The organism is Nioella ostreopsis (assembly GCF_004000255.1).
Lineage (GTDB): Bacteria > Pseudomonadota > Alphaproteobacteria > Rhodobacterales > Rhodobacteraceae > Nioella > Nioella ostreopsis.
The window spans coordinates 132,732-159,074 of sequence record NZ_RCIQ01000009.1 but is presented as its reverse complement, the minus strand read 5'-3'; the positions used below and the strand labels follow the sequence as shown (position 1 = coordinate 159,074).

22 protein-coding genes and 1 pseudogene are annotated in these 26,343 nt (G+C 63.1%); 13 read left to right on the top strand and 10 right to left on the bottom strand.

What is annotated here, in order from left to right; all coding sequences use genetic code 11:
- Positions 1-285: 285 nt before the first annotated feature.
- The 9 genes and pseudogenes from EP237_RS11615 to EP237_RS11575 form a co-directional block, all read right to left on the bottom strand.
- Positions 286-1,314 (bottom strand): annotated as a pseudogene (locus EP237_RS11615) (IS110 family RNA-guided transposase).
- A gap of 978 nt (positions 1,315-2,292) precedes the next feature.
- On the bottom strand, positions 2,293-3,192 hold the full coding sequence (locus EP237_RS11610; RefSeq protein ID WP_127561054.1) for a 2-oxo acid dehydrogenase subunit E2: 900 nt from the start codon (positions 3,190-3,192) through the stop codon (positions 2,293-2,295).
- Positions 3,193-3,202: 10 nt separating this feature from the next.
- A complete protein-coding gene (locus EP237_RS11605) occupies positions 3,203-4,633 on the bottom strand; it encodes an NAD-dependent succinate-semialdehyde dehydrogenase (RefSeq protein WP_127561053.1) in 1,431 nt (476 codons plus the stop codon).
- Between the two features lie 17 nt (positions 4,634-4,650).
- Complete coding sequence (locus EP237_RS11600) at positions 4,651-5,916, bottom strand: biotin/lipoyl-containing protein (protein WP_127561052.1); 1,266 nt, start codon at positions 5,914-5,916, stop codon at positions 4,651-4,653.
- The gene (locus tag EP237_RS11595) at positions 5,906-6,901 is read right to left on the bottom strand and encodes an alpha-ketoacid dehydrogenase subunit beta (protein ID WP_127561051.1); all 996 of its coding nucleotides are present in this window, start codon (positions 6,899-6,901) and stop codon (positions 5,906-5,908) included. Before EP237_RS11595 ends, EP237_RS11600 begins: the two co-directional genes overlap by 11 nt.
- A 12-nt stretch (positions 6,902-6,913) precedes the next feature.
- On the bottom strand, positions 6,914-7,921 hold the full coding sequence (locus EP237_RS11590; protein ID WP_127561050.1) for a thiamine pyrophosphate-dependent dehydrogenase E1 component subunit alpha: 1,008 nt from the start codon (positions 7,919-7,921) through the stop codon (positions 6,914-6,916).
- 87 nt (positions 7,922-8,008) lie between these two features.
- Positions 8,009-9,319, bottom strand: a complete 1,311-nt coding sequence (locus EP237_RS11585; protein ID WP_127561049.1) for a M24 family metallopeptidase — start codon at positions 9,317-9,319, stop codon at positions 8,009-8,011.
- 66 nt (positions 9,320-9,385) lie between these two features.
- On the bottom strand, positions 9,386-10,195 hold the full coding sequence (locus EP237_RS11580) for an SDR family NAD(P)-dependent oxidoreductase (protein WP_127561048.1): 810 nt from the start codon (positions 10,193-10,195) through the stop codon (positions 9,386-9,388).
- A gap of 13 nt (positions 10,196-10,208) precedes the next feature.
- Complete coding sequence (locus EP237_RS11575) at positions 10,209-11,972, bottom strand: ABC transporter substrate-binding protein (protein ID WP_127561047.1); 1,764 nt, start codon at positions 11,970-11,972, stop codon at positions 10,209-10,211.
- A gap of 277 nt (positions 11,973-12,249) precedes the next feature.
- Here EP237_RS11575 and EP237_RS11570 point away from each other — a divergent pair, with 277 nt between their 5' ends.
- The 10 genes from EP237_RS11570 (at position 12,250) to hpaH (ending at position 22,181) form a co-directional block, all read left to right on the top strand.
- Entirely contained in the window at positions 12,250-13,227 is a 978-nt protein-coding gene (locus tag EP237_RS11570; RefSeq protein ID WP_127561046.1) for a sugar ABC transporter substrate-binding protein, read from the top strand.
- A 92-nt stretch (positions 13,228-13,319) separates the two neighbouring features.
- Positions 13,320-14,117, top strand: coding sequence for an SDR family NAD(P)-dependent oxidoreductase (locus EP237_RS11565; RefSeq protein ID WP_127561045.1), 798 nt, complete (start codon positions 13,320-13,322; stop codon positions 14,115-14,117).
- Positions 14,118-14,203: 86 nt separating this feature from the next.
- On the top strand, positions 14,204-15,184 hold the full coding sequence (locus tag EP237_RS11560) for an ABC transporter permease (RefSeq protein ID WP_127561044.1): 981 nt from the start codon (positions 14,204-14,206) through the stop codon (positions 15,182-15,184).
- A gap of 12 nt (positions 15,185-15,196) precedes the next feature.
- Positions 15,197-16,198: an ABC transporter permease gene (locus EP237_RS11555; RefSeq protein ID WP_127561043.1), complete on the top strand. Its 1,002-nt coding sequence runs from the start codon at positions 15,197-15,199 to the stop codon at positions 16,196-16,198.
- A complete protein-coding gene (locus EP237_RS11550) occupies positions 16,195-17,706 on the top strand; it encodes a sugar ABC transporter ATP-binding protein (RefSeq protein ID WP_127561042.1) in 1,512 nt (503 codons plus the stop codon). The genes EP237_RS11555 and EP237_RS11550 overlap by 4 nt, the downstream gene beginning before the upstream one ends.
- Before the next feature lies 1 nt (position 17,707).
- Positions 17,708-18,577 (top strand): NAD(P)-dependent oxidoreductase, encoded by an 870-nt coding sequence (locus EP237_RS11545; protein ID WP_127561041.1) that lies wholly within the window; start codon positions 17,708-17,710, stop codon positions 18,575-18,577.
- Complete coding sequence (locus EP237_RS11540; RefSeq protein WP_127561040.1) at positions 18,574-19,281, top strand: ThuA domain-containing protein; 708 nt, start codon at positions 18,574-18,576, stop codon at positions 19,279-19,281. The genes EP237_RS11545 and EP237_RS11540 overlap by 4 nt, the downstream gene beginning before the upstream one ends.
- 234 nt (positions 19,282-19,515) lie before the next feature.
- On the top strand, positions 19,516-20,496 hold the full coding sequence (gene hpaD, locus EP237_RS11535; protein ID WP_127561039.1) for a 3,4-dihydroxyphenylacetate 2,3-dioxygenase: 981 nt from the start codon (positions 19,516-19,518) through the stop codon (positions 20,494-20,496).
- A 12-nt stretch (positions 20,497-20,508) separates the two neighbouring features.
- Positions 20,509-21,387, top strand: coding sequence for a fumarylacetoacetate hydrolase family protein (locus EP237_RS11530; protein ID WP_127561038.1), 879 nt, complete (start codon positions 20,509-20,511; stop codon positions 21,385-21,387).
- Positions 21,381-22,181: a 2-oxo-hept-4-ene-1,7-dioate hydratase gene (gene hpaH / locus EP237_RS11525; RefSeq protein ID WP_127561037.1), complete on the top strand. Its 801-nt coding sequence runs from the start codon at positions 21,381-21,383 to the stop codon at positions 22,179-22,181. The genes EP237_RS11530 and hpaH overlap by 7 nt, the downstream gene beginning before the upstream one ends.
- Here hpaH and EP237_RS11520 read toward each other — a convergent pair.
- Positions 22,178-22,720, bottom strand: a complete 543-nt coding sequence (locus EP237_RS11520) for a PAS and helix-turn-helix domain-containing protein (protein ID WP_127561036.1) — start codon at positions 22,718-22,720, stop codon at positions 22,178-22,180. The genes hpaH and EP237_RS11520 overlap by 4 nt on opposite strands.
- A 126-nt stretch (positions 22,721-22,846) precedes the next feature.
- Between EP237_RS11520 and EP237_RS11515 the strand changes: the two genes are divergently transcribed.
- From EP237_RS11515 to EP237_RS11505, 3 genes are read left to right on the top strand one after another with little or no spacing between them, the layout of a single operon-like run.
- A complete protein-coding gene (locus tag EP237_RS11515; RefSeq protein ID WP_127561035.1) occupies positions 22,847-24,007 on the top strand; it encodes an acetyl-CoA acetyltransferase in 1,161 nt (386 codons plus the stop codon).
- Positions 24,007-25,509 (top strand): class I adenylate-forming enzyme family protein, encoded by a 1,503-nt coding sequence (locus EP237_RS11510; protein ID WP_127561034.1) that lies wholly within the window; start codon positions 24,007-24,009, stop codon positions 25,507-25,509. The genes EP237_RS11515 and EP237_RS11510 overlap by 1 nt, the downstream gene beginning before the upstream one ends.
- Positions 25,506-26,309 carry a 3-hydroxybutyrate dehydrogenase gene (locus EP237_RS11505; RefSeq protein WP_127561033.1) on the top strand — a complete coding sequence of 268 codons (804 nt, stop codon included), beginning with the start codon at positions 25,506-25,508 and terminating at the stop codon, positions 26,307-26,309. The genes EP237_RS11510 and EP237_RS11505 overlap by 4 nt, the downstream gene beginning before the upstream one ends.
- Positions 26,310-26,343 lie beyond the last annotated feature (34 nt).

Genomic DNA, 26,343 nt, shown 5'->3' with positions numbered 1-26,343 from the left:
CGCCTCAGGACGCCGTTCTGCAACATATGTAACCGCCCCAAGCGCAAGAGGGATTTTGAAGCATTTTCTGACGCGTTGTCGGGTGCTGACATATGTCCGGCCTCATGATGCGACCTCACAGATGCCGCGGGCCCGTATGGTGTTCGCGGATCAGGCTCCAAATCAACGCCGCGTGCTCGGTGGCACTTTGTTGCAGGCTGGTTCCTCTGATCCCGTCTCACGACCGTTGCGCCAAACTTCTCCTTGCCCTTTTCCGCTTCGACGTCCTCGCGACCGATGGTCGGCTTATGCCGCCACGACCGGAGACTGGTAGACGCCTCCCCGGGCCATTAGGGCCCAGACGATGCGCGCCATCTTGTTCGCCAGCGCCACCCCGCACCAGCATTGGCGGCTTGCGCGTCAGCATCCCGGCCAGCCACGAGCTTGGTCTGGCTGCGGCATGGACGTGCCGTTTGATGATGACGCTGTTGGCGCCAATGATCAGCAGACGCCTCAGTGATCGCTCGCCCATCTTCGTCGTGGCCCCGAGCCTTTGTTTGCCGCCCGTCGAATGTTGGCGGGGCGTGAGGCCGAGCCAAGCAGCAAAATCCCGGGCCTTGCGGAAGGTCTCGGGCGGCGGCGCAAGGGTCGCAATGGCTGTGGCGATCAGCGGGCCGATACCGGGCACCGTCATCAGCCGCCGCGCGACGTCGTTCTCCTTGGCGCGACGGGCGATCTCGGTATCGAGCTTGCCGATCTCTGCCTCCAACTGCGCCAGTGCCGCGACCAGAACCTTGAGCGTAGGGATGGCGTCGGCAGGCAGATCGCATTCCGGATCTTCGATGATTGCAATCAGCTTCGTCGCGTTGGCCGCCCTTGTGGCACGACCTGTCCGAACTCGCCCAGATGCCCTCGAAGTGAATTGATGGCCTGGGTCCTCTGCCGGATCAGAAGCTCGCGCACGCGAAACACCATCGCCGCGCCCTGCGTCTCTTCGCTCTTCACAGGCACGAAGCGCATCGTTGGGCGCAGTGCGGCCTCACAGATCGCCTCGGCATCGGCCGCATCGTTTTTCTGACGCTTCACGAAGGGCTTCACGTAGGCGGGCGGGATGAGCCGCACGTCGTGGCCGAGCTTCCCGATCTCGCGACCCCAGAAATGCGCACCGCCACAGGCTTCCATCGCGACGACGCAGGCTGGCAGTTGCCCGAAAAACTCAAGGACCTGATGCCGTCTCAGCTTTTTGCGAAGCACTGCCCGACCTGAGGCGTCAGCCCCGTGCGCTTGGAACACATTCTTCGCCAGGTCGAGCCCGACCGTTATAATCTCCGACATGACCGTCCTCCTTTGTGGATCATTGCAGACCCACCTTGGCACATCGATGCCGTCGGGGGGCGGTCACATCATCAACGCCGGGTGGCGCACAAACACACCGTTCAGGGAGGCAGCGACGGCATTAGTCCCCGACACCTAAACGGCGCCGATCTTCAGCACGACAGAATGCGTCCAGCCGGGACGCGCGGTGAGGGTGAGATCGCTCCCACGGCTGCGGCAATGAACGCGCACACCCCTTCGATCCACCCGACCCTGAACGCAAACATGCGGCGTCCATCGCAACGACCGCGAAGAGAACCCCAGAGCCCGGCACGCAGGACAACACGCAGACAGATCAGGCGTTGAAAGTGGCGATTAGAGAACCACCTGGGAGGATATCCAGTTATGCTGCTCGGTATCGCGCGAAACAGTGTCCAATGCGCNTATGCTGCTCGGTATCGCGCGAAACAGTGTCCAATGCGCACCCCCGCAACCAAAAATCTAATGCAATGTCCGATGCTTACACGCCGCCTAAGGGCGGGCGTTTGCGTTCTGGGACCCCGCGCGCAGAGATCGTCTGTTGCGCCCGCCCGAAACAAAAAAATCACCATACATCAGATTCTTACACGCCGCCCAAGGGCGGTATTTTGCGTTCCAGACATAGCCGCAGAAGCACGCCAAACCTGAAACAGCCTTGCCAATCCACGCCAGCCGAGACCCTATGACGACACAGTGCCAAAAAACACAGGCAAAATCAGAATGACAAACAAACTCGCAACCACCCACGACGCCAAAGTGGTGTAGGTCAGGAGCGGCTTAGTTCCCTAAACCTGTCCAGGCCTTGGGGCGTGCCCCCGGAGCGTTTCGATCAGGGTGCCAGCGATTGCGATTAGCTCGTTTGGGGTCTCGTCGGGCGCGGTCCCGGCCCGTGTCAGATCGGGCCGGGAAAATCGCATGCATAGGGCTTTCGCCGCTCGGAACATGCCATGGCCGAATGGTTCAGATCGGCAGAACCATTCGGCGCGGGTCGCCAAGAAGGCGTGCGTAGTGGGTCACAAAACGTGCCGCGTCGGCGCCGTTGATGACTCTGTGATCGTAGCTGAGATCGAGTGGCACCATCGGAACGGGGGACCAGTCTCCGTCCTCCCAGACCGGCACGGTTTCGGTGCGGGTCAGGCCAAGGATCGCCACCTCTGGCGGGTTCACGATTGGCGTGAAGGCCGTTCCGCCGATGCCGCCGAGGTTGGAGATCGACATTGATCCACCGCCCATCTCGTCGCCCGACAGTTTCCGCGCCTGCGCGCGGCCCGCGAGGTCCGTGATATCGGCCGCGATCTGCCACAGGCCCTTCTTGTCCGCGTCGCGGATGACCGGCACCATCAGGCCATGGGGCGTATCGACGGCGATGCCGATATGGACGTAGTCCTTCAGCACCAGTGTTTCGCCATCCGCCGTGAGCGAGGCGTTGAAACGCGGGAAGGCGCGCAGTGTCCGTGCCAGCGCCATGACGTGGAAGGCCAGCGCGGTGATCTTCACCCCGCGCGCCGCGCCTTCATTCTTCAGCGTCTTGCGGAAGGCCTCGACCGCGCGCATGTCCGCCCGGTCGTGATGCGTGACCTGCGGGATCATGACGTTCGCCGCCGACAGGTTGGCCGACGCGATCTGCGCGATGCGCGACATCGGTTCCTCGGTCACCGGTCCGTAGGCCGCGTGATCCACGTCCCAGTAGCGGCTGGCGTCGGGGGTGCTGGCGGCTGGCGTGGTGCCGCCCCCGCCCAGATGCGCGTCCACGTCCTCGCGGCCAAGCGTCGTCCGGCCCGTGGCTTTCGCCAGCGCCTCCAGATCGACGCCCTTATTCGCGGCGTAGTGCTTGGTGCTGGGGCTTGCCTGAATCTGCATGACGCCCCCCTTACCAGCTGGCCGATATATACTGGGTTTCCATGAACTCCAGCATACCCTCGTGCCCGCCTTCGCGGCCAAGGCCCGACTGTTTCACACCGCCAAACGGCGCGGCGGGGTCCGAGACGAGGCCACGGTTGAGGCCGACCATCCCGTATTCCAGCCGCTCGCAGACCTGAATGGCGCGCTTCATGTCCTCGCTGAAGACATAGGCGACAAGGCCGTATTCGGTATCGTTGGCGCGGGCGATCACGTCCTCCTGGTCGGTGAAGGTCTGGATCGCGGCGACGGGGCCGAAGATCTCATCCTGCACGCAGTCGGCGGTTTCCGGCACGTTCGACAGCACGGTCGGCGGGTAGAAGAAGCCCTTGCCGTTCGGAACCGTGCCGCCGCATTCCAGTTTCGCGCCCTTGGCGAGTGCGTCCGAGACGAACTCCGCCACCTTGTCGCGGGTGTCGGCATTGACGAGCGGACCCACGTCGACGGAAGGATCGGTGCCGTCGCCCACCTTGAGTGCTTCCATACGCTCGGTCAGGCGGCGGGTGAATTCCTCGGCCACGGCCTCGTGCACGTAGATGCGGTTGGCTGCCGTGCAGGCTTCGCCCAGATTGCGCATCTTGGCCAGCATGGTGCCTTCGATGGCGGTGTCCATATCGGCGTCGTCGAAGACGATGCAGGGCGCGTTGCCGCCCAGTTCCATCGCCGGTTTCAGCACCTGATCGGCGGCCCCCTTGAGCAGCTTGCGACCCACGCCGGTGGACCCGGTGAAGCTGATCACGCGCACGCGCGGGTCGTGCATCAGGTGATCGACCAGCGCGCCGGTGCGGCGCGAGGGCAGGACGTTGACGAGGCCCGCAGGCACGCCCGCCTCTTCCAGCAGCGGCATCAGCGCCAGCATGGTCAGCGGGGTTTCCGAGGCGGGCTTGATGATGACACCACATCCAGCGGCAAGCGCGGGCGCGATTTTCCGCGTGCCCATGGCGGCGGGGTAGTTCCACGGGGTCACCAGCACGGCAAGGCCCGCAGGCTTGTGCTGCACGATGATCCGCGCGCCAGAGGCGGGGGCGTGGGTGATCAGACCGTCGGCGCGCACGGCCTCTTCCGCGAACCAGCGGAAGAACTCGGCGGCATAGGTGGCCTCGCCCTTGGCATCCACGCCCGCCTTGCCGTTTTCCAGCGTGATCAGGTTGGCGAAATAGTCGAGCCGCGCGGTCATCAGCTCCCACGCCTTGCGCAGGACTTCGGACCGCGCGCGCGGGGTGCGCGCGGCCCAGTCCTTCATCGCGGCCTCGGCTGCGTCCAGCGCGGCATCGGCATCGGCGATTTCAGCGGAGGCGACAGAGGTCAGAACCTCCTCAGTCGCGGGGTTCAGAACGTCGAAACGGGCCTTGTCGGCACCTTCGCGCCACTCGCCGTTGATATAGAGATCGGTGTGTTCCATGTCGGTCCTCGCGGGGGTCAGAGCAGATGGCGGAGCGGTTCGGCAAGCCGACCGGCAAATCCGCCGATGAGGGAAAGCGCTTGCGGGGCAGAGAGCTGCCCGGGCGCGCATTCGAGTGTGATGGTCAGGGTGTCGCCCATTCCTGTCAGGGTCAACACCGGGGTCGCTTCCGCCCCGAGATTGACCGAGGTGATGGGCGATCCCGCAAGATCGCGGATGGTCAGGGCCGGTTCCGCGTCCTCGGGCGTCACGCGGGTCTGGCCATGGGCTTCGACAGCAATGGCCGCAAGCGGCTCGCCAAGGGACGTCGCGGCAAAGCGGGCCAGCAACGCGGCACGGTCCACAGGCGCGCCGGTGTCCTCAGTGGCCCAAGCACAGAAATCCGCGAAAGCCTTGGCGGGAACCTCGGCTGTCAGGAGACGGCTGGCGGCGGCGGCAGTGGTCGGGGTGGGTTCGGCGGTCGCGTCGGGCAGGCTGCGCAGCACCTCCAGATCCGCGACATGGTAGGGCTGTGGATGGCCAGCATCGACGAGCCTTTGCAGGTCCAACCCTTCCTCCAGCGCGATCCGGCGGGCCTTGGGCGAGGCGAGGATACGCCCCCCCGCGGCAACCGGTGCGGCGGCCTTCGCCACCGGTTCGGCGGCGGGTTTCGGGTTTGGCGCGGGTTTGGCCTGTTCCTTCACTGGGGCAGGGGTCGGTTGAGCGCCACCCGACCAGCTGCGGCTGACGGGTTTGGCCGGGGCCTCGGCAGAGATGATGGCGATGACTTCGCCCACGGGCGCGGCCTCGCCTGCCTCGGCCAGAAGCGCGGCAACGAAACCGTCATGGCCTGCCTCGACCTCCATCGTGGCCTTGTCGGTTTCGACCTCGAAGAGGATATCGCCGGAGGCCACGGCATCGCCGGGCGCCTTGTGCCAGGCCACGATCACGCCTTCATCCTGCGCCATGCCAAGCGCGGGCATGATGACGCCGGTGCCCTCGGGCAGGTCGTCGCTGGCAGGGGTTTCGGCCGCCGGGGCCGGGGCCGCCGTGCCGCTTCCTTCCGCCGTGTCCGAGATCAGTGCGATCACGTTGCCGACGGGCACATCCTCGCCATCGCCTGCGGTCACGTCGGTCAGGAACCCGTCCGCCGGAGACTCGACCTCCATCGTGGCCTTGTCGGTTTCCACCTCGAACAGCGCATCGCCGGTTTTGACCGCGTCGCCCGCCTGTTTCAGCCAGCTCACGATTTTGCCGGTGTCCTGCGCCATCCCGAGGGCGGGCATGATCACCTCATGCGGCATGGATCATCTCCCCGGATATGAGCTTGCGGGCGTTTTCGACCACCGCTTCGGGCGTCGGCACGGTGATGTCCTCCAGCGCCGGGCTGAAGGGCACCGGCACGTCCATCGCGCCCATGCGCAGGACCGGCGCGTCGAGGTGATAGAAGGCCTTTTCGTTGATCCGGCCCGCGATTTCCCCGGTGATGCCGAAGCTCTGGTGGCCTTCATCGACCACGATCACGCGGGAGGTCTTCTTGGCGGACTCGATCAGCGTCTTTTCGTCCAGCGGCACGATGGTGCGCGGGTCGATCACCTCGGCGCTGATGCCCTCGGCGGCCAAGATCTCGGCGGCCTTCTCGCAGACCTGCACCATGGAAGATGTGCCGATCAGCGTGATGTCCGTGCCTTCGCGCTTGATGTTCGCCTCGCCGAAGGGGATCAGGTATTCCTCTTCGGGCACCGGGGCCTTGTCGTTATACATCAGCTTGTCTTCGAAGATCACGACCGGGTTGTTGTCGCGGATCGCGGTCTTCATCAGGCCCTTGGCTTCATAGGCCGAAGACGGCAGCGCCACTTTCAGACCCGGGATATGGGCCACCAAAGCATGCAGCGATTGCGAATGCTGCGCGGCTGACCGCCGGGTTGCGCCCAGGTTGGTGCGCAGAACCAGCGGCACGCTCAACTTGCCGCCTGACATATAGTGGGTCTTCGCGGCCTGATTGCAGAGCTGATCCATGATCAGGTAGATGAAATCGCCGAACATCAGATCCACCACGGGGCGGGAGCCGGTCATGGCGGCGCCAACGGCCAGCCCCATGAAACCGGGCTCGGCGATCGGCGTGTCGACGACGCGCGCGGTGCCGAATTCCTCGACCAGGCCGGACAGCACCTTGAACGGCGTGCCCGCCTCGGCCACGTCCTCGCCGATGATGAAGACGGTCTCGTCGCGGCGCATTTCTTCGGCCAGCGCCTCGTTTACCGCCTGGGACAGGGTGATATTACGCATGTGTCTTTCTCCTCAGGCCGTATCGCGGGCAAGCGCGTGTTCAATGTCGGTGTAGACATGCATGTCCACCTCGGAGACGTCCGGGTATTTGGCGTTCAGCGCGTATTCCACGGCGTCCGCCGCGTCCTGCTTGATCTCTGCGTTCATCGCATCGAGATCCTCTTCGCTGGCGATGCCTTCCTCGACCAACCAGGAGCGGAAGCGGATGATCGGATCCTTGTTGTCCTTCCAGTCCTTCTCTTCATCCTTGGACCGGTAGTATTCGCGGTTGATGTCGCCCACATGGTGCCCGTGATAGCGATAGGTCATCAGTTCCATGAAGAACGGACCTTCGCCCTTGCGGGCGCGGTCAACGAGCTTCTGGGTCAGGGCATTGACGGCGAGCACGTCCTGCCCGTCCACCTGATGCGCCTCGATGCCGAAGGCTTCGGCGCGGGCGGTGATGGAGCCGGCGGCGATCTCGTCGGTCCTTGTATACTCGGAATAGCCGTTGTTTTCACAGGCATAGATGACCGGCAGGTTCCATAGCGCGGCCATGTTCATGACCTCGTACATCAGCCCCTGCGCCGTGGCGCCGTCGCCAAAGAAACAGACGGTCACATCGTCTTTGCCGAGCAGTTTGGCAGAGAAGGCCGCACCCGTGGCGATGCCCATGGAGCCGCCGACAATGGCATTGGCCCCAAGATTGCCGTTGGACTGGTCGGCGATATGCATCGAGCCGCCCTTGCCCCGGCAATAGCCCTCTTCCTTGCCCAGAAGCTCGCAGAACATTTCCTTGAACTCGGCGCCCTTGGCCACGCAATGGCCGTGGCCCCGGTGGGTCGAGGTGATCTTGTCGGTAACCTTCAGCGCTTCGCAGATGCCTACGGCGACGGCTTCCTCGCCGGAATACATATGGGTAAGGCCCGGCATCTTGGCTGACAGGTAGAGTTGGTTGGCATTGTCCTCGAAGGTCCGGATGCGCACCATCTGGCGGTACATCGTCAGGTAGTCTTCGGTATTTGTTTTCGATTTGGCCATAGCGGGCTTCCCCCTTGAACGGGCGCCGGGCGCAAGGCCCGGCCTACATCGTGGCAGATGGCCGGGATTTTCACCCGGCCACCCGTCTCAATAACGGTTGGCGATCGGCAGTTCTTCGGCCGGGAAGAGGCTGATCACCTCGCAACCGGTCTCGGTAACCACCACTTCTTCTTCGATCCGCGCCGCCGAATATCCGTCCGTCGCCGGGCAGTAGGTTTCCAGCGCGAAGACCATGCCGGTCTTGATTTCCATCGGGTGATCCAGCGAAACGGCTCGGGAAATGATCGGCCGCTCATGCAGCGCAAGACCGAGCCCGTGGCCGAATTGCAGACCAAAGGCCTGATCCTCGTTCGCGAAGCCAAGCGATTGCGCCGTCGGCCAGACTTCGGCCACCTTGTCGGTGGTCACGCCCGGCTTGATCATCGCGATCGAAGCGTCGATCCATTCCCGCGCCTTCACATAGGCATCGTTCTGCGCCGGGGTGGCCCGGCCCACGTTGAACGTCCGATAGTAGCAGGTGCGATAGCCCTGATAGGACTGGAGAATGTCGAAGAAGGCCTGGTCGCCGGGGCGGATCAGACGGTCGGTGAAGTTATGCGGATGTGGGTTGCAGCGTTCGCCGGAAATGGCGTTGATCGCCTCCACATCGTCGGAGCCCATCTCGTAGAGCAGCTTGTTGGACATGGCGACGATGTCGTTTTCGCGCACGCCGGGTTTCAGCTCTTCGTAGATCATGTGGTAGACGCCATCGACCATCGCGGCGGCCTGCGTCAGAAGCTGGATTTCGTCCCAGTTCTTGATCTCGCGCGCTGCCAGCATGATCTGCTGACCGTCCACCACCTTGATGCCCTCTTCCTGAAGCGCGTGGAACATGGCGGTTTCCGCATAGTCCACACCCACAGGCATATCGGCCATTCCCGCATCCTTGATCAGCTGCGCGATCATCTTGGCATATTTCTTCATCAGGCCGAATTCCGGCGGGATCGTGCCGCGCATGCCGACGACGCCGGCAAGGCAGTGATCGGGCTCCAGCCAATCCGAATAGCGCTTGTGATGCACCGCGGCGGAACCGAAATCCCACACATAGGGGCTGTCATCGCCGGTCAGCAGGCAGAAGCGGCACATCTTGTCCCGTTCCCATTCGCCGATCTTGGTCGAGGTCACGTAGCGGATGTTGTTCACATCGAACAGCAGCAGCGATCCGGCTGGGGAATTCTGCAAGCTTTGCCGCGTGCGGGCCAAACGATAGCGGCGCAGACGGTCATGGTCGACGCGCTTTTCGAAATCGACCGAGGTGTGACCCCAAGCCGGGATCTTGTCACGCCATTCCCAGTTGGTTTCAAGATCCTGCGGGGTCAGCAGGTTGGGCATGAGTGCATTGCCGGGGCGTTCTGACATCGGAAACTCCTTTCGGGTGCGACCATGCGCACCCGGTTTGTTGCTGAAAGGTGTGGTGTTGCGGGCCTATTTCGTGACCCAGCCACCATCGATCGAGATCATCTGGCCGGTCATGTAGTCGCTGTCGTCGGACGCGAGGAACGACGCGGTGCCAATGATGTCCTTGGGGTAGGAGACGCGCTTGATCACAAGGTTGTTCTCGACGATGTCGTCATAGGCCTGGCCCGCGCGTTCCTTGAACCCGATTTCGACAAGGTCTTTGTCGAGCTGTTCCCAAAGCGGCGTCACAACCACGCCCGGCGCATAGCCGTTCACGGTGATGTTGTGCTCGGCCAGACCCAATGCACCGCATTCGGTCAGCGCAAGGCAGCCATACTTGGACGTACAGTAGACGGTCACATCCACCAGCGGCTTGCGCGAGGCGATACTGCCCACGTTGATGATCTTGTAGGGGTGATCTTCCATCGGACCCTGGGCGATCATCTGGCGGGCAGCTTCCTGCATGCCCAGCCACATTGCCTTGGTGTTGACGTTCATGATCATGTCCCAGTTGTCTTCATCGATATCCATGAAGAACCGGGGCTTGTTGAGGCCCGCGTTGAACAGCGCCACGTTGATGCTGCCAAAGGCCTCGACGGTCGCGGCGACAGCGGCGGCATTGTCTTCGCGCTTGGTCACGTCCATCTTGACCGCAATCGCCTTGCCATTGCCCGCCGCATTGATGCGATCGGCCACGGTCTGGGCCTCGTCGAGATCCAGGTCCCCGAGGCACACATTCGCGCCTTGTGCCGCGTAGGCCTCGGCATTGGCCGCGCCCATGCCGCGTGCCGCGCCTGTGATCAGGATATTCTTTCCGTTCAGTCGATTGGGGTCCATTGGGGTTCCTCCTCTAATCCCTGTGTTGTCGCATGACCTGTTCGGCGCGGGTCTGAGCCCGGGCCAGGGTCTCGCGCGGGGTTGAGACACCCCGCAGCATGTCGTGAAGCTCCTCCCCGCAGATCGCGATCAACTGGTTGATCTGCGGGATCGGCGGGCGGGGCCAGAATTGCAGTTCGTCATGCCAGGACATGGCATCGACGGCCTCGAAGATGGGCGACAGCTGGCGCACCTCGGGATCGGCGCCGACCGAATAGCGGGGCGCAGTACGGCTGCCATGCTGGATGTACAGTTTCTGGGCTTCGGGCGAGGTGAAGGCGACAAGCGCCTTGGCTGCTTCGCGCTTGCGGTCGTCCGGCAGGTTCGACGGAATGCACAGAACATAGCCTCCCACCGGTGCGATCGGACTGCCGGATGGTCCTGCGGGGTGCGGCAGATAGCCGGTGTTGCCATTGGCGGGCGATTTCTCGTCCAGCTCGAAATAAGGGGCCAGCAGGGTATAACCGTAGGCCATGGCGATCTTGCCTGCCGCATAGGGGCGGACGCGTTCATACCACGACATCGACAGGATATCGGGCGGCGAAAACTCCAGCAGCGCCATCAGGTACTCGGCCGCCTCCAGCGCACGCGGCGTGTCGATGGTCGGCATCAGGTCGTCGCTGTCGAGGTGGCCCGCGTCAAAGCCCCCCGCGATTTCCCCAAGGTTGAGGATCGGCTGGCCGAAATCGGCGCAGGTCATCATGAATGTGTGACCAAGCGCGGTCCCGCGCGCGGCGTTCCATGCGATGCCGTAGCGGCTCTTTCTCGGCTTGTGAAAGGTCTTTGCGGCCTCGAGCACGGCGCCTGTGGTCCGCGGTGGCTCCAGCCCGGCCTCGGCGAACCAGTCCTTGCGGTAGAACATCAGCTCGGGTGTGGTCTGGCTTGGCACGCCATAGGGCTGGCCCGCCCAATGCGCCGCTTGCCAGCCGGCAGTATGGAAGTCGCCCGGATCGAGAGAGTCGACATCCAGCACGTCGGTCAGCGGCGTCAGCAGGCCCTTTGACACGAACTCACCGATCCAGGGCAGGTCCACGGCGATGATGTCATAGCGGCTGGCCGGGCGTTCGCCGTTGCGCAACGCCTCTTCATGCAGCCGGTCGATGGAAAAGGCCCGCTGGCTGATCTTGGTGCCGACGACCTGCTCGAACTGACGCTTGAGGCTTTCCATCACCATGAAGGTGGGATCGCCATGGACCAGAATGCGCAGGCCGCCGCTCAGCGAAAGCGGCTCTGGCAGGATCTTGGGCGGCTGGATCGAGCGACCGATCTGATAGGTGCCGCCGAAATAGTATTCCGCCTCGGACCGGGAGCTGCCCGCTTCGCCCACATGCTTCTTCGCCATGCGCAGCAGCCGGTCCGCCAATTGCCCCCAGTTCTGCAACAGCAGGGCACTGGGATGGAGAGAGAAGCTCTTGCCGGTCTTGGTGCGCGGGCGGGTTTCGATCAGCCCGGCCTCTTGCAGTTCCGCCAGTTTGCGCCGCGCGGTGGCGTAAGGCACGGCAGAGGCCGCGATCACCGAGGACGTGGTGCTGATCCGGCCTTCGAGGTGGTTCTTCACAAGGTGAAGCGCCATGTTGAGATGCGGATTGGGCGAAGCGACATCCAGCATGGACTCGATCTCGGAGGAAAAATCCTCTATCAGATCAATGACCTGCAACATATCCGACGAGACATAGGGCGGCTTGCCGGGGGTTACCGGACTGCCACCTAGTAAATATTCGTTTTGAATATTTTTCATGTCCCTGTCGTCTTCGGATATATGTGCTGCGGGTCTGCCCACGGGGGGATTCGGCTGTCGCATGTCTCGCCTCAGTTGCTTTTGACGGATTGGGAAGGTCGCAAGAACAGCACAGATATCCGTTTTGAACAAGAAAATGTTCAAAACGAACAAATCCAATGCGGATCAGAAAGCCAAAAAACGCGACCAATGCGTCATTCGGCGGCCCGAGGGTGATTCCCTCTGGACGGGCTGCCGGGCACAACGAGAATTGATTTCATCTAAGGGAGGAACCAGGATGAACATTCGCACCAAGGCCATGATCGCAGGCACCACCGCGCTGGCGGGCATCGCTCTCGCAAGCGCAGCGTCTGCAGACGCCCACGGCGGCACCTTCACAATCGGCATCACTCAGAACAACGTGGGCGTCGACAGCTATCAGACGACCTATGAAGAGGCGTTCATCGCCGCAGCAGAAGCAAATCCCAATGTCGAGGTTGTCGTGCTTGACGCGGGCGGTGACGTGTCCCGCCAGATCGCCCAGATGCAGGACCTCGTCCAGCAGGAAGTCGACGCGATCATCATCTGGCCGACCAACGGTCAGGCCGTGATCCCCGCCGTGCGCGAAGCGTATCAGGCCGGCATTCCGGTGATCGTGACCAATTCCAACATCGCGGAAGAAGGGTTCGACTTCGTCTCCTCCTTCTCCGGCCCCGACAACATCACCCAGGGCTCGCGGTCTGCCGAAATCATGTGTGACCGCTTCATCGAGCTCGGCATCGAGAACGAAGCACGCGTCGTGCAGATCTCCGGTCAGCCCGGCTACACCACCGCTATCGAGCGGGCGCAGGGCTTCGAGGATCGCCTGCCCGAGGTCTGCCCGAACGTCACGCTGGTCGAAACCCAGCCGGGCAACTGGAACCGCGAAGACTCGCAGCGCGTGATGGAAGCGTTCCTCGTGCAGTATGACGACATCGACGGCGTCTACTCGGGCGATGACAACATGGGCGTGGGCGCCCTGAACGCAGCGATTGCAGCGGGCCGTGCCGAAGGCATCACCTTCGTCGGCGCCACCAACTTTGCCGTGGGCTACGACGCCATGGGTCGCGGTGAATACTGGGGCTCGATCTACCAGTCGCCGGTTGACGACGCAGAGGCCGCACTGGCCACCGCGATCGCCATCCTGAACGGCGAGGAAGTGCCCTTCCTGAACTACTTCGACACGCCGAAGATCACGCAGGACAACATGGACGAGTTCGACCGTCCGGTCTTCTGATCCACTGACAGGCCGGGGCCGGACCGAACATGTCCGGCCCCGTGCCACTTTGACTGCCAAACAAGAACAACGACAGACCGGGGGAGGGCGTCATGGGACGAGTCTCGGGGCGTGCCTGCATCGTGACAGGCGCTGCACAGGGCATTGGCCGCGCCATAGCAGAGGCGTTGCTGGACGAAGGCGCCGATGTGTGTTTTGCTGACATCAATGCAGACAAGGTCGCCACGGTCGCGGCCGCCAACGAAGACCGCGCCAGAGCAGGCGGCGGTCGCGTCATTTCCGCGGCGGTGAACGTCACCGACCGGGAACAGGTCCGCAGCATGATTGCCAAAACGGTTGAGGCTTTTGGCAAGCTGGACGTCAAGTTCAACAATGCCGGCGTCAACAAGCCGATGAATTTTCTCGATGTGACCGAAGACAACTGGAAATTCATCATGGACATCAACGGGCTGGGATGCCTGATCGGAATGCAGGAGGCCGCGCGGCAGATGATTGCGCAGGGAACCGGCGGCAAGATCATCAACACCGCCTCGATTGCCAGTCGGCAGGGATTTGACAACGTGGCGCCCTATTGCGCCTCGAAATGGGCCGTGGTGTCGCTGACGCAATCAGGCGCGCGTGATCTGGCCAAGCACAATATCACCGTCACCGGTTTTGCGCCGGGTGTGGTTGCCACCGAGATGTGGGATCAGGTCGATCAGGACCTGATGGAGATCGGCGCGGCCGAGCGTCCAGGGCAGGCGATGGAGGAGTTTTCGGCCGAGATTCTGAAAGGCCGCGTCGCCAGACCCGAGGATATCACCGGCACGACGACCTTCCTGGCGGCGAAGGACAGTGACTACATGACCGGCCAGATCGTGATGATCGACGGAGGAATGACGCTGGTCTGACCGACCCCCGAGAGCGGGGCGGGCGGCCAGAGGACCAGGGAAATGACAGTGCCGCGCGATTCGCGCGCTGTTCGGGAGGAGAGAAAATGGCAGAGAAGAACCTGGACGCGGTAGGCCGCTTTCTGGCCCGACAGGGCATCTTGGTGGCCTTCGTGCTTTTCATGGTCGGATTCTCGCTTTGGAATCCGCGCTTTATTGATATCGACAATGTGTTCGGCGTGATCCGGTCCTCGGCGATCCTCGGGGTCATGGCGCTTGGCGTGACCTTCGTGGTGATCGGCGGCAACCTTGACCTCTCGGTGGGGTCGCTGATGTCGTTCTCGGCCATCGTTGTTCTGGACCTGCACGAAAACCCCGCCTTCGGCCCCTTTCTGGCGATCCCCGTCATGTTCGCCATGACCATGGCCATCGGGGCGCTGATCGGCTTTCTCGTGGGGTATCTCAGGCTCAACTCGCTGATCGTTACACTGGGAATGCTCTCTGCCATCCATGGGCTGACCCTGACTTGGTCAGGCGGGCAGAACATGGACATCGCCAACCAGGACGCCACCTGGTTCGGCGTCTTCGGGCGCGGCACCGCGCTTGGCATTCCAATCCCGGTTCTGATCTTCGGGTTGCTGGCAGCGGTGCTGGCGATCCTTCTTGCCAAGACGCCCTTCGGCCGAAAGGTCTATGCCGTGGGCGGCAACGGTACGGCGGCGACCTTCTCCGGCATTCCACGGGCAAGGGTCGTGTTCTTCACCTACCTGATCTCGTCCTTCTGCGTGGCCACGGCAGGCCTGATCCAGGCCAGCCGCACCATGGGCGCGCAGAACACCGTGGGGCAGGGGATGGAGCTGGAGGTTCTGGCCGCCGTCATCCTTGGGGGCGCTTCCTTGCTTGGCGGGTCCGGCACCGTGTTCAAGACCGTGATCGGTGTCTTGATCCTTGGCTTCATCCAGAATGGCCTGCTTCTGGCGGGGCTTCAATTCTACGTCCAGTTCGTCGTGACCTGGGTCATCATCATCCTTGCCGTGTGGCTCGATATTGCCACCAAGCGCGGCAAGCTCTGGTCAGCGATCGCGTGAGGGGACAGACAGATGAAAAGCGATAACATGTCCAACCTCATCAAGAACGGCGCCATCTGGGGCTTCATCGTGCTGGAGCTGATCTTCTTCCAGATCGCCGGTGAATTCTGGTCGCTGTCCGAACGGGCCTTCATGGACCTCGACAACATGCTGCTGCTGCTCAAGCAATCGGCACCAATCGGGATCATCGCGGTCGGCATGACGGTGATCATGATCAACGGCAATATCGACCTGAGCGTCGGGGCGACCTATGCGCTGTGCGCCATTGTCATGCTCGATTCGATGTCCTGGCCGTTCATGGAGTCCCTGGGCGATTGGGCGATCCCGCTGGCATGGCTGTTCGCCCTGCTGACCGGGGCGGTTCTTGGCCTGATCAACGGCATCATTGTGTGGAAGACGGGGGTCGACGCCTTCATCGTGACGCTTGGCTCGATGCTCGGCTACCGGGGCCTTGTCTTCATGTATAATGGCGAGAACCCGACCTATCACCTGAACTGGACGATGGTCGACATCGCGGAATGGGATCTGTTCGGGGTCGAAACTCCGGCGCTTGTCTTCCTTGCGGTAGCCCTGATCGTCTGGTTCGTGATGACCCGCACCGTGCATGGGCGCAACGCCTACGCCGTCGGCAACAACCGCGAGGCGGCGGTCAATGCCGCGATCCGGGTGGGGCCGCACATGCTGATCAACTTCGTGCTGATCGGCTTTCTCGCGGCGCTGTCGGCGGTGACCTTCTATTCCGGAAGCGGCTCGGTCAATCCGAATGACGGGATGCTGTTCGAGCTGTGGGCCATCACCGCTGTGGTGCTTGGTGGCACCAAGCTGATCGGCGGGGCGGGGTCCATCGTGGGCACTTTCGGTGGCGTCATCGCCATCCAGCTTCTGCGTAAGGGGCTTGGCCATATCGGTGCCGACACCGCGACCGTGAACCTTGTGATCGGCCTTATCCTTATCGCGGTGCTGTTCCTTGATCGGCAGCTGAACGTGAAAGGCAAAGAGGAGTTGAAGGTATGACCGAGAAAACCCCCGTCCTGCGATTGGAAGGCATCGTAAAGACCTTTCCCGGTGTTCGTGCCCTCGACGGCGTTTCCCTGACCCTGCTTCCGGGCGAGGTTCATGCCCTGATGGGCGAAAACGGTGCCGGGAAATCCACGCTGATGAAGGTGCTTGGCGGCATATACCAGCCCGACGAAGGCCAGATCATCGTCGATGAACAGCCGGTGGTCATGTCCGGCCCGCTGGAGGCCAAGGCGAAGGGCATCGTCTTCATTCACCAGGAACTCAGCCTCGCAACGGAACTCAGCGTCGCCGAAAACATCTATCTTGGCGAATTGCCGCGAAAGCGGTTCGGACTGGTGGACTGGGCACAGCTTGAGGCCAACACCAACAAGATCCTCAAGAAGCTCAATGTCGGTTTCAACGCGAAGACCCGTGTCGGCAGCCTTTCGATTGCCAATCAGCAGATGGTCGAGATTGCCCGCGCCCTGACCGTGGATGCAAAGGCGGTGATCTTCGACGAACCGACCGCATCCCTGACCGACGCGGAAAAGGTGGTGCTGTTCGAAGTGATCGCCGATCTGCAATCGCAGGGTGTCGGCATCGCCTATATCTCTCACCGGATGGAAGAGATCTTCAAGATCACCGACCGGATCAGCGTTCTGCGCGACGGTCAGTATCAGGGAACCGTCAACACCGCAGACACCGACGAGGAAGGCGTGACCCAGATGATGATCGGGCGAAAGCTCGACCTCAGCCGCAACGAAAGCCATCACGAATTGGGCGAAGTGGCCATCGAGGTGCGCGGGCTGAGCTGTGGCAACCTGTATCATGATGTCAGTTTCGAGGTGCGCCGGGGCGAGGTTGTCGGCTTCTATGGGCTTGTCGGTGCGGGCCGCACCGAGATTGCCGAAACGCTCTTTGGCCTGCGTAACCCGTCGGCGGGCACCATCCTGATGAATGGTGAGGAAGTGACCATCCAGTCGCCAGCCGATGCCATTGCGCGCGGCATCTCCCTGGTTCCCGAGGACCGCAAGGGGCAGGGTCTGGTGCTTGGCATGAATTGCCGGGACAACATGACCTTGCCGCAGGTCGGGGATCTCACGGCGGGGCCATTCGTGTCCGACGGCGCCGAGGTGGCGATCTTCGATCAATACCGCGACAAGCTCGATATCCGCACCCCCGGCTGGAGACAAACGGTCGGCAACCTGTCGGGTGGCAACCAGCAGAAGATCGTCATCGGCAAATGGCTGTCCATGCATCCCAACGTGCTGATTGTGGACGAACCGACGCGCGGCATCGACGTGGGCTCCAAGTCCGAGATCCACAACTTGATCCGCGAACTGGCTGCGCAGGGCTATGCCGTCATCGTCGTCAGCTCCGAAATGCCCGAGGTTCTGCACGTCTCGGACCGGATCGTGGCGATGTATATGGGGCGGATCATCCGCACCTTCACGTCGGAGGAAGTGACCGAGGACAATCTGATTCAGGCGATCTCCGGGATCGAAGGCGGGAAGGTCGCCTGAGATGAAGGTCGGATTTGCCGGCCTCGGCAGAATGGGGGTCCGCATGGCCGCAAACCTTGCGGGCGCGGGATATGAGGTGATCCTCTGGAACCGCAACCCCGACAAGGCGCGCGACCTCGCGGCGGCCACCGGCTCTGTCAGCGCCGACTCTCCCCGGGCGTTGGCAGATGCTGCCGATATCGTCGTGACCATGCTGGCCGACGATGCCTCCTCCGAGGCGGTCCATTTCGGACCGGAGGGCCTGTTCGCCGGGTCGCGCGCCACGAATTTCGTCGAAATGGGGACGATGAGCCCCGATCACATTGCCGATCTGGCGGCAAAGGCCCCCGCAGGGCGCCACGTGATCGACGCGCCCGTATCCGGTGCCACGCAGGCCGCGCAGGACGCGCAATTGCTGATCATGGCGGGCTGTTCCCAAGACATGCTGGCCCCCATCCAGCCGCTCTTCGACGTGATGGGCAAACGGACGATCTGCCTTGGCCGCACAGGCGCGGGCGCTGTCATGAAGCTCGCTGTCAACATGCTGATCCACGGCATCAACCAGACATTTGCGGAGGCAATGACGCTGGCCGAGGCCACGGGCATCCCCACCGAGGCGGCGTTTGAGGCGATCGAGGCCAGCGCCGCCTGCGCGCCGATGCTGACCTACCGCAAGCCGCTCTATCTCGACGAGGCCGCCCATGATGTCACCTTCACCGTCGCGCTGGCGCAGAAGGACATGCGGGTCACGGCGGACCTGGCGGGCAAACTGGGCGTTCCCCTGCCGCAATCAAAGGTGACGCTGGACATCCTGACCGAGGCGGCGGGCGCGGGCTATGACGCGCGCGACATGGCCGCAATCCTGAACTACATGCGAGGAAAACAGACATGAAAGCCGCGCTTTTCGCCGGTGGCTGGGAAGGCCACGCCCCCACGGATTTCAGCGACTGGTGCAAGGCGCTGCTGGAAGACAACGGGTTCGAAGTCGACGTCTACGACACGCTGGACCCGCTGGCCACGCCCGAGAAACTGGCCGATGTCGACCTGATCGTGCCGATCTGGTCCTCGGCCCGGTCCGGCCACAAGGAAGAGTTCGGCAACATGACCAAGCCGCAGGAGGACGGGCTGCTAAAGCTCATCTCCGAGGGCAGGGGCATTGCCGGTTGGCACGGCCATATGGGCGATGCCTTCCGCGACCGCCCCACCTATCATTTCCTCATCGGCGGGCAGTTCGTGGCCCATCCGCCTGGCTGGCCCGACAACCTGCAACCGGCCGAGGATTACATCGACTACGACGTGACCATCTGCAAACCCGCCGACCCGCTGGTGCAGGGGATCAAGAGTTTCCGCCTGCGGTCAGAGCAATACTACATGCTTGTCGATCCCTCCAACGAGGTGCTGGCCACGACCACCTTCAGCGGCGATCACCTGTGGTGGATCGAAGGCACCGTCATCCCCGTGGTCTGGAAACGCCGTTGGGACAAGGGCCGGGTATTCTACTGTTCCATCGGGCACGAGCTGAACGACCTGAAAGTGCCGCAAGTGACCGAGATCCTGCGCCGGGGCATGATCTGGGCGGCAACCCGCGCGGACTGACACTGGCTGGCACGGCCCGTCCACATGGCTGATATAGCGCAAGGGAACGCGCCCGCGGGATAGTCCTTGCGGGCGCTTTTTGGGTTTGTGACGTCGATATCCGCGTTGTCCGGCGCGCCGCGCTTGTCGGCGGAAAAAGCGGGCAGTTGACAGGCTGCCCTTTAAAAGCTTAACAAAGCAACTATACAAGCTGCTTCAGCCCGTGCATGGTCGTAGGCGTGATCGGAGGATACGATGCCAATTCCTGCCCCCAACCTGTCGCCGCCATTCAATATTGTTCGTCTCAGCCATGTGGAGTTGCGCGTGACCGATCTGGACTGGGCACGCGGGTTTTATGTGGACACGCTCGGGCTGCAAGTCACGCACGAGGATGCTGATGCGATCTACCTGCGGGCAATGGAGGAACGCGGCCATCACTGCCTGATCCTGCGCCGGGCCGAGGCCGGGTCTGTCGGCAGTCTGGGCTTCAAGCTCTGGAGCGACGAGGATCTCGACAAGGCCGCCCACTGGTTCGCCGCCCGCGATCTGCCTGTCGCCTGGATCGACCGTCCCTTCATGGGTCGGGTGCTGGCCACGCGCGATCCGTTCGGGGTGCCACTGGAATTCTACGCGCAGATGGACAGGCTGCCGCCGATCCACCAGCAATACAGGCTCTACCGGGGTGTGAGGCCGCTCCGCATCGACCATTTCAACCTGTTCTCATCGAATGTGGATGAGAGCGTGGCCTTCTATAGTGACATCGGGTTTCGCGTCACGGAATACACCGAAGACGCCGAGACGGGCCGGACCTGGGCGGCGTGGATGCATCGCAAGGGGGGTGTGCATGACATCGCCTTCACAAACGGCACCGGGCCCCGGCTGCATCACGTGGCCTTCTGGGTGCCGACGCCGCTCAACATCATCGACCTGCTCGATCTGATGTCGACCACCGGCTATCTGGACAACATCGAACGCGGGCCGGGGCGGCATGGGATTTCAAACGCCTTCTTCCTTTATATCCGTGACAAGGACGGGCACCGGACCGAGATCTATTGTTCCGACTACCAGACCATCGACCCCGATCACGAACCGATCAAATGGGACCTCAAGGACCCGCAGCGCCAGACACTTTGGGGTGCTCCCGCGCCGCGCAGCTGGTTTGAGCTTGGATCGGTTTTTGATGGCGCCGCTCTGGTTGACAGCGATCTGACCTCCCAGCCCATCATCGCCCCCTGAGAGGTGCCCGACATGACCCAGAATCCCGCCCGTATCGCCGCTTTCCATGCCGATGGCGCAGACCGTTATGGCGTGGTGACCGATGCCGGCGTCATCGACATGACCCCGCAATTCGGCACCCGCTTCGCCACGCTTCAGGCTATTGTGGAGGCCGGCGCACTGGAAGAGGTCATCGCCGCGGCAGAGGGGCAGGCCCCGACCCATCAGGACCGGGACATCTCCTACCTGATCCCGGTGGCGCATCCAGAAAAGATCATCTGCATCGGTGTGAACTTCCCCGACCGGAATGCCGAATACAAGGACGGGCAGGCCGCGCCAGGCAAGCCGTCCATGTTCATTCGTTTCCCGCGCAGCTTCGTGGGCCACGGGCAGAACCTGATCCGCCCGCCGGAATCGCCGCAGCTGGATTACGAGGGCGAGGTGACCATCGTCATCGGCAAGGGCGGCCGCCGCATCCCGCGCGAAGAGGCCTATGACCACATCGCCGCCCTGACGCTCTGCAACGAAGGCACCATCCGCGATTGGGTGCGCCATGCGAAATTCAACGTCACGCAGGGCAAGAACTGGGACCGCTCCGGCGCCATGGGGCCGTGGCTGGTGCCGTTCCGGGATGCGTCGCAACTCGATGATATCGCGCTCACCACCCGCGTGAATGGCGAGGTCCGGCAGCAGGATCGCACCAGCCGGATGCTCTATGATTTCCGCTATATCGTGAACTACGTCTCGACCTTTACCACGCTGGTCCCCGGCGATGTCATCGTCTGCGGCACCCCCACCGGCGCAGGCGCGCGGTTCGATCCGCCGATCTGGCTGCAACCCGGCGATGTGATCGAGGTGGAGGCCGAAGGCATCGGCATTCTGCGCAACGGGGTGGAGGACGAAGGATGCTGACGCGGGCCGAGGTGGATCAGGCGGCGCAGGATCTTTTACAGGCCGAGGCGGATCGCCGTCAGATCGGCCTGTTGTCCCTGCGCCATCCGGGGATCACGCTGGACGATGCCTATGCGATCCAATCCGCCCAGATGGCCCGCAAGCTGGCTGAAGGGCGCAGGATTATCGGCTGGAAAATCGGCCTGACCTCGAAGGTCATGCAGGACGCGCTTGGCATCGACACGCCCGATAGCGGTGTCATCTACGACGACATGGATTTCGCCGATGGCAGCACCGTGCCCGCCGGGCGGTTCATCCAGCCAAGGATCGAGGCGGAGATTGCCTTCGTGCTGAAAGGGCCGCTCAAAGGCCCCGTGACCCGCGAAGAGGTGCTGGCCGCGACCGACTATGTGGCCCCCGCCATCGAGATTCTCGACACCCGCATTCAGCGCGCCGATCCTGCGACAGGCCAGCCGCGCAAGATCTTCGACACCGTGGCCGATAACGCCGCCAATGGCGGCATCGTTCTGGGGCCGCAGCGCCACGCGCCTGAGGATTTCGACCTTCGTTGGGTCGGTGCGATCCTGACGAAGAACGATCAGGTGGTAGCCACCGGGCTTGGTGCCGCCGTGCTGAACGATCCCGTCATGGGCATCGTCTGGCTATCCGACCGCATGGGCCAGTACGGTCAGCATCTGGAGGCGGGCCAAGTGGTTCTGGCAGGCTCTTTCGTGGCCCCGGTCGAATGCCCGCCGGGCACAGCGATTCATGCGGATTACGGGGGGTTCGGGGCGGTGTCCGTCTGCTTCGCCTAGAACGGCATCCCCGAAAACCGCGCCACCAGTTCCGCGATGTTGCGGGCGTCGAATTTCTTGAGCAGCCGGGCGCGATGCTGTTCGACGGTCCGGTAGGACAGGTCCAGCTTGCGCCCGATTTCCTTGGAGGTCAGGCCCTGCCCGGTCAGCATCGCCACATCCCGTTCGCGGGGGGTCAGCTGCACCACGGGCCGCGCCTCGGACAGATCCGAAAACGACCAGACGCCGCGCGCGAACGGGTCGTCGGGCGTCAATGACCGGCCCCGCCCCCGACACCAGAAGAGCTCTCCGCTCAGGCGCTGCATGATCCGCTCGTCATCATAGGTGCCGCTTTCACGCATCGCCGCCAGACCGCGTGCGCCGATCCTCTGGTAGTCCTCAGCAGACGGATAGAGCCGCGCCATATCCATGCCCTCGAACCCCTCTACCGGACCGGCGAAAATCTCGGCAAAGCGCAGATTGGCGGCCCGGATCACCCGGTTTTCCAGCAGGACAAGGCCAAGCGGGGCGTGAATAAAGGCAAGGGCGTGCGGGTCCATGGCTGTAAGCTTAGCGCGATTGCGTGGCTTTTGGGATACCCCGTGATGCCCCCCGTAGTTCTACGGAATTGCCCGGTGCCACGCGCAGGCGCATCCTGCCGCCAGCATCATTGGGAGGGACCGGGAATGGTTCATATCGTCGGTTGGGGTCACACGAAATTCGGCAAGCTCGAAGGGCAGGGGGTCGAAGATCTTATAGTAGAAGCAGGGCGAGAGGCGCTGGCCCATGCGGGCATTGCGCCCGGCGAGGTGGACGGCATCTGGATGGGCCATTTCAACGGCGGCATGGTGCCTGATGGTTTCCCTGCCTCCATGGCCCTCTCGATTGACCCCGCCATGCGCTTCACCCCCGCGACCCGGCTGGAAAACGCCTGCGCGTCGGGTTCTGCCGCCGTCTTTGCCGCGCGCAACGCGATCCTGGCGGGTGAGGCGAAGGTGGCGCTGGTCCTGGGCGTCGAGAAGATGACCCATCTGCCCACCCGCGATGTTGCTGCCGCGCTTGGCCATGCCGCTTATCAGAAGGAAGAGGCGGGCCTGTCTTTCCCTGCCGTCTTCGCAGGCTTCGCACGGGCCTATTTCGAGAAATACGGCAACAAGACCGAGGCGCTGGCGATGATCGCCGCCAAGAACCACGCCAACGCCATGGCGAACCCGCTGGCGCAACTGCACAAGGAACTGCCGGTGGAATTCTGCGCGACGGAAAGTGAGCGCAACCCGATGATCGCGGCACCCCTGAAGATGTCCGATTGCTCGCTGGTGTCCGACGGGGCGGCGGCCATCGTGCTGGTGGCTGACGATGTGGCCAAGACCATGCCCCGCGCCGTGCGCTTGCGGGCGGCGGAACAAGTCAACGATTTCCTGCCCATGTCACGCCGTGATCTGTCGGCGTTCGAAGGCCCGCGAGAGGCGTTTCGCCGGGCGTTTCTGGCCGGTGGCGTGACGCTCGACGATCTGCACGTGGCCGAGGTGCATGACTGCTTCACCATCGCCGAGCTGATGATCTACGAGGCCATGGGGCTGGCCACCCCCGGTCAGGGCGAGACCCTGCTGCGCGAGGGCGCGGTGATGCGCAACGGGCGACTGCCGGTGAACCTGTCGGGCGGGCTGAAGGCCAAGGGGCACCCGGTGGGGGCCACGGGCGTGTCCATGCATGTGCTGGTGTCACGGCAGGTAACGGGCACCGCAGAAGACATGCAGCAAGACGGCGCGTCTTTGGGTATGGTGTTCAATATGGGCGGCTCTGGCGTCGCCAATTACTGCACCATTCTGGAGGCGGAGCGCGCCTGATGAACATCTCCTTTTGGCTTCACCGCATGGCTCAGGTCAGCCCCGACCGGCCCGCGATGTATCTCGGCACTGATCTTGTAGAAGATTATGGCAGCTTCCATGCGAAGGCCGCCGCCGTGGCGGGCTGGCTTTCTGCAAAGGGTATCGGTCCCGGCGACCGGGTGGCGCTGTTCATGAAGAACGTGCCCGATTACCTGATCGTGCAATATGGCGCGTGGTATGCAGGCGCGGCGGTGGTGCCGATCAACGCCAAGCTGCACGGGCGAGAGGCCGCGTGGATCATCGGCGATTCCGGCACCAAACTGACATTCGCCTCGCCCGGCATGGCCGGGGATTTGCGCGATGCCGAGGCGGCGGGTGAGATCGTCGATATCGGAACCGGCATGGACATCATCTATGCCAACACCCCGATCCCCCCGCAGGACCGCAGCCCGGACGATCTGGCCTGGCTCTTCTATACCTCCGGCACCACCGGGCGGCCCAAGGGGGTGATGATCACCCACCGGATGCTGATCTCCATGGCGCTGTGTTATGAGGTCGATGCCGATCCGGTCAGCCCTGAAGACGCCGCGCTCTATGCTGCGCCGCTGTCTCACGGGGCAGGGATCTACAACCTGATGCATGTGCGCGCCGGTGCGCGCCATGTCTTCCCGCCGTCGGGCGGCTTCGATGAGGCCGAGATCTTCGCGCTCGCCAAACATCACACCCGCATCCACATGTTCGCCGCCCCCACCATGGTCAAACGCATGACCGAGATCGCAAAGGCGACCGGTGAAACCGGCGAGGGGTTGCGCAGCGTCGTCTATGCGGGCGGGCCGATGTACCTGGCCGATATCGTCGAGGCGGTGGATCATTTCGGCCCGGTCTTCTTGCAGGTCTACGGGCAGGGCGAATGCCCGATGGGGATCACCGCCCTGTCCCGCCACGACGTGACCGACCGCAGCCACCCCCGTTGGCGCGAAAGGCTGGCCTCTGTCGGCCGCGCGCAATCGGCGGTCGAGGTGCGGATTGGCGACGCCGAGGGCAACCCACTGCCCCCCGGTGAACACGGCGAGATCATGGTCAAGGGCGACACCGTCATGCCCGGCTATTGGCAGAACCCGGAGGCCACGGCCAAGACGCTGCTGAACGGCTGGCTGATGACCGGCGACATGGGCTTCATGGATGCAGATGGCTACGTCACCATGCAGGACCGGTCCAAGGACATGATCATTTCCGGCGGGTCCAACATCTACCCGCGTGAAGTGGAGGAAGTGCTGCTGATGCACGACGCCGTGTCAGAGGCCTCCGTCGTCGGCAAACCGCATTCCGAATGGGGCGAGGAGGTGGTGGCCTTCTATGTCGGACAGGCGCGGCCAGAGGAGCTGGATCAGCTCTGTCTCGACAACATCGCCCGGTTCAAACGACCGAAACACTATCGCCGCGTCAAGACGCTGCCCAAGAACAATTACGGCAAGGTTCTGAAGACCGAGCTGCGCAAATTGCTGGAGAATGACAGATGACGGATCTTTCGGGAAAGACGGCACTGGTCACCGGATCGGTGCAGGGGATCGGCTTTGCGATCGCCGAGGCGCTGGCAAGTGCTGGTGCAAGGATCGCCCTGCACGGGATCGCGCAGGAAGCCGAGATCGAGCAGGCGAGCGCGGCTTTGCGGGCGGCGGGCGCGGGCGATGTTCGCTTCTTCCCCGGTGATCTGATGCAGCCCGAGGAAATTGATGCGCTGATGGCGGCGGTGTCCGATTGGGGCGGGGCCGATATCCTCGTCAACAACGCCGGCATCCAGCACCCCGCGCCGATTGCCGACATGCCACGCGCCAGCTGGAATGCGATCATCGCGGTGAACCTGTCGGCGGCTTTCCACACCATGCAGCACGCCCTTCCCGTCATGGCGGATCGCGGCTTTGGCCGGGTGGTCAATATCGCCTCGGTCCAAGGGCTCATCGGCTCGGTCCACAAGGCGCCCTATGTGGCGGCCAAGCACGGGATCATTGGCCTGTCGAAAGTGGCGGCGCTGGAATATGCGACGGCGGGCAGCAAAACCTCGGGCGGCGTGACGGTGAACTGCATCTGCCCCGGATGGACCGAAACCGCGCTTATCGTGCCGCAGATCGAGGCCCGTGCCCAGATCATCGGTGGCGACAGGGATGCGGCCATCGCCGACTTGCTGGCCGAAAAGCAACCCACGCGCCGCACCTCCGATCCGTCCGAGATCGGGCGTCTGGCGCTGTGGCTCTGCGATCCGATGGCCCATAACGTCACCGGCACCGCGATCCCCGTCGATGGCGGCTGGACGGCGCAGTAGAAGATCAGGCGAGGGTTTCTGAGGCGGGGCGGTC